We start from the raw sequence: 4,296 nt of genomic DNA on the forward strand, positions 1-4,296 counted from the left end.
GGCCGCGCGGGCCGCCCGGGAAATTTCAGCCGACGGTCCAGCCGAAAGGGACTGCCACCGCTCCAGCAGGGCGTAGGCCACAAAGCGTTCCTCGTAGCCAAACCGCGGATTGCAGCTCGTCATGGTCAGGTAGCTCTCCGTCGGCGCGGCGCCCGGCCGCATCGGCACCGGCAACAGCACATCGGTCCGCGAGGGGAGGACTGTCTGGCTGTTCCGGAACACGTAGACATAGTAGCCCTCACGGGTCTGGACGTAGATCCGGTCCCCGGGCACCAGGGCGTCGATATGGTCCAGGACGGCGCCGTGGGTCTGCCGATGCCCTGCCACGGCGAAGTTTCCCGCAGCCCCTGGCATGGCCGTGCCCTGATAGTGCCCGATGCCCAGCGTGTCCAACACCGCCGGAGTGGTTCCCTGAACGATTGGACGCGTGTATCCGGCGCCGAAAGGGGGAACATACAGGATGCCGATGGTCGCGCCCTCGGCCGGTTCGGGCGCGACGGCGGGATCCGGGGCAACAGCCGACGGCAGAGGCGGCGCTGCGGGAGCGGCTGTTCCAATCCCGCGGGCAAAGTCGTGCACCGCCTCGCGCTGCCGGGCGTCGGAGGCCACATTCGTCCACCACAACTGCCAGGCTACAAAGAGCAGGACAATGACGCCCACGGTCAGGAGCAGCTCGCCCGCGACGTGGATGGAGCGCAGGAGCAGCCCGCGGCGGCTGCGCGCCGTCCGGCCGGATTCCTGCTCCAACTCCAGCACTGCGGGTTCTCCTCCAAGACGGTTGCGCGGGTCCACGGCGTGGCCGGAACTACAGCTAGAATTGTGCGACACAAGAATTCAAGCTCGACCAAGAGCACGTTGGCCGGCGGGGGCTCGCTTCCTGCAGGATACCAAGCCACGTTGGCCGCTCTTGTTCCAGCCCGCCAAGGAGGATCAGTGCCCGAGTCGAAGCCGCGTAAAAGGACTGCCCGTGTGGCCCCGCAGACTTCTGCCGCGGAGGCCTACAAGCCCAATCCGGTCTGGTTCAAGCCCGTCATGTTTGGCCTGATGATCATTGGCCTGCTGTGGATCATCACGTTCTACATCACAGAGGGCGCCTTCCCGGTTCAGGCTTGGGGCTCGTTGAACATCGTCGCCGGCTTCGGAATCGCGATCATCGGCTTCCTGATGAACACACGCTGGCGTTCCTGACACCAGGCCCGCGCGGCGCAGATCCCTGACGGGCCGGTACACACAGTGTGCCGGCCCGTCGCCGTTAGCCCACAGCATTAGTCCCGGCCCAGCGAAGGAATCCAGATGACCCCGGCAGTAGACGGCTCGACCATTGGCGACGACGGACTGGCGCGGCCGGCGTGGGCCGCCGTGGATCCCATGCTGCGCGAGTATTACGACTCCGAATGGGGCATGCCCGTCCGGGACGAACAGGGCCTCTACGAACGCATCAGCCTCGAGGGATTCCAGGCGGGGCTTTCATGGGCGACGATCCTGCGCAAGCGGCCCGCTTTCCGCGCGGCGTTCAAGGAGTTCGACCCGGAACTGGTGGCGCGCTTCACGGACGCCGATGTGGAGCGGCTCATGCTCGATTCCGGGATCGTCCGGAACCGGCTGAAGATCCAGGCAACCATCACCAATGCCCGCGCTACTCTGGCGTTGAGGGACGACGGCGGCCTGGTTGACTTCGTATGGGCGTTCCAGCCGCCCGCCACACCCCGGCCGAACTCCCTGGATGAGGTCCCCACCACCTCGGCCGAGTCCGTCGCGCTCTCCAAGGCGCTGTGCAAGAAGGGCTTCGCCTTCGTGGGGCCCACCACGATGTTCGCGCTCATGGAGGCCATCGGAATGGTCGACACCCATCTGCTGGACAGCCACAGGCGCGGGTCATCGGGCGTCTGGCCGCAGTGACCCGGCGGTGACCCGGCGAGGTCCCGCCTCATTATCCACAGCTGTGCACAAGTCTGGGGAAACTTATCCACACTGTTCATAAGTTTCCGGGTCTTCATGCGGTTCAGCCGGGTTCGGCGGCCACAGCGGGGCGCAAAGCCACTGTTGAGATCCCCGGCCGGTCCTGAATTACACGGCTGTAAGTTATTAACAGTGTGGATTTCCTGTGGACAAGTTCCCTGATCCCGGCAACAGGCCGCGGATGGCACCGCGGTCCCGCCGCACGGCCGGCTCACGGCAGCCTCGGGGCCGCCTCGGGGCAGGCCGGCCGCCCGCCGTTGTGGCCCGTCCCGACCACAGCTGCACCGGACGAGTTAACCACTTAATAACAGCTCACTACCCACAAGTTATCCACAGCTGGGGATAACAGCCGGCGCATCGGAGCCGCAACCCCCTCTGCCGGGCCATGAGCCGGGTTAAATCCCGCGGATGCTCAGACCATCAAGTTATTAACACTGTGAATAACCCTGTTGAAACACACACCGCGGCCGTCCCACGGCCCGTCGCGACCTGCCGCCGCCGCGCGCGGGCCCTGTGGGGGCGACGGCGCTGGGAGAACGTCGGGGAGAAGCGGCGCCGCCTGGAGGTCCTGAGGCACCGGTCCTGGTGTGCCCGTGGCACCGGTCCTGGTGTGCCCGTGGCACCGTTCTGTGGAGTACTCCCTGTGGTGCCCGCGGCGCACGGCCGGAACAGGGCTGGTGCCGCCCGGCGCCAGGCAACAGGGCCTGGGCCTGGGCGGGCACAGTTGTCCACTTACTCACAGGGCAACCCACAGAAGTTATCCACAGGTGTGGAGATCGGGTCGGCAGCATCGCCTGCAAGCTGGATAATCGCCAGCCCGGGCGGTCAGAACCGGGTCGTCACAGTGAACTACACGCTTGTAAGTTATTAACAATGTGGATAACCGCTGTGGAAAACTCTCGGATCCGCACCTGTGATTCAGGTTCGGGGCGCGGCCCGGGTGTACAGGGGGAAAGACCCACAAAGCGGAGGGAACAGCCAAGGAACACCAGCGAGGGAAACACTGCAAAAGAGTGAAGGGGCCGGGCGTTCAATTCCGGCCGGTTACGGCCGATTGCGGCCGGGGACTTCGGCAGGAGCGGGCTAAGCGCCGGCGCCGGCCATCCGCACGACGGACACGGCGATCACCAGGGCCAGGACCACCGCGAGGCCGATGGCCTGCAGCAGGGTCTGCCGCGGGCCGCGGGGGGTGTAGGCAATCACGGCGGCGCTCAGGGCGCCGGTGACGAGGCCGCCAAGATGGGCCTGCCAGGCGATCTGCGGGACCATGAAGCCGATGACGCCGTTGATGGCAATCAGGACCAGGAGCTGGCGGACTTCGCCGCCGCGCTGGCGCTGGACCACCAGCAGGGCGCCGAACAGGCCGAAGATGGCGCCGGAGGCGCCGACGAGGCCCACCGGGCCGTTCAGCGGATACACCGGGGTCAGCAGGAGGAAGCCGACGGAGCCTCCGACGGCCGAGAGCAGGTAGATGGCCAGGAAGCGGGCGTGGCCCAGCAGCGGCTCGAGGATCTGGCCGAATATCCACAGCGTGTACATGTTCAGGACGATGTGGAGCAGGAATCCCTGCGAGTGCAGGAACGCCGAGGTGAGCATCCGCCACGGTTCAACGCCGGTCAGGGCGGGAGCGTAGGCCAGTTGCTGGTAAATCCCGTCGTTGGGGACTATCCACTGCAGCGCATAGACAAGGGCACACAGCGCGATGATCACGTAAGTGACCACGGGTTTGCCGGCGGTCACGGCGCCGCCGTAGACGGTCCTGACGGCCGGCGTCGTGCGCTTGGTTTCGTTGACACAGTCAACGCATTGGAATCCGACGGCGGCCGCCCGCTGGCAGTCGGGGCACGCAGGGCGCCCGCACCGCTGGCAACGCACATAGGCGGGCCGGTCCGGGTGTCTGGGGCATACCGGGACCTCTGCGGACGGCTCTGCCGCCGGAATTCCGTAGCTCATGGTGGTGGGTTAGAGCTTTTCGATGTCAATGCTGTTAATGGTGACATCCTCGACGGGGCGGTCGCCCATGCCGGTGCGGACGCCTTCGATCGCGTCGACGACCTTCTTGGATTCGTCATCGGCGACCTCACCGAAGATGCTGTGCTTGCCCTGCAGCCAGCCGGTGGGGATGGTGGTGATGAAGAACTGCGAGCCGTTGGTGCCGCGGCCCATCTGGACGCCGGCGTTGGCCATGGCCAGCTTGTACGGCTCGTTGAAAGTCAGTTCCGGGTGGATCTCATCGTCGAACTTGTAGCCCGGTCCACCGGTGCCGCGGCCCAGCGGATCGCCGGCCTGGATCATGAAGTCCTTGATGATGCGGTGGAAGATGGTGCCGTTGTAGAG

General features: G+C 65.9%; 5 protein-coding genes. 2 read left to right on the plus strand and 3 right to left on the minus strand.

What is annotated here, in order from left to right:
- On the minus strand, window positions 1-756 hold a 756-nt coding region (locus tag LQV45_RS19230; RefSeq protein ID WP_230008393.1), incomplete at its 3' end, for a class E sortase.
- A 177-nt stretch (window positions 757-933) separates the two neighbouring features.
- On the opposite strand from LQV45_RS19230, the gene LQV45_RS19235 reads away from it, so the two are divergent.
- A complete protein-coding gene (locus tag LQV45_RS19235) occupies window positions 934-1,188 on the plus strand; it encodes a cell division protein CrgA (protein ID WP_230008394.1) in 255 nt (84 codons plus the stop codon).
- 105 nt (window positions 1,189-1,293) lie between these two features.
- On the plus strand, window positions 1,294-1,899 hold the full coding sequence (locus LQV45_RS19240; RefSeq protein WP_290370276.1) for a DNA-3-methyladenine glycosylase I: 606 nt from the start codon (window positions 1,294-1,296) through the stop codon (window positions 1,897-1,899).
- Window positions 1,900-3,042: 1,143 nt separating this feature from the next.
- Here the strand turns inward: LQV45_RS19240 and LQV45_RS19245 are convergent.
- Entirely contained in the window at window positions 3,043-3,912 is an 870-nt protein-coding gene (locus LQV45_RS19245; protein ID WP_230008395.1) for a rhomboid family intramembrane serine protease, read from the minus strand.
- Window positions 3,913-3,921: 9 nt separating this feature from the next.
- Window positions 3,922-4,296, minus strand: a 375-nt coding sequence (locus tag LQV45_RS19250; protein ID WP_230008396.1) for a peptidylprolyl isomerase, incomplete at its 5' end; no start/stop codon positions are given.

The organism is Microbacterium sp. Bi128 (assembly GCF_918698205.1).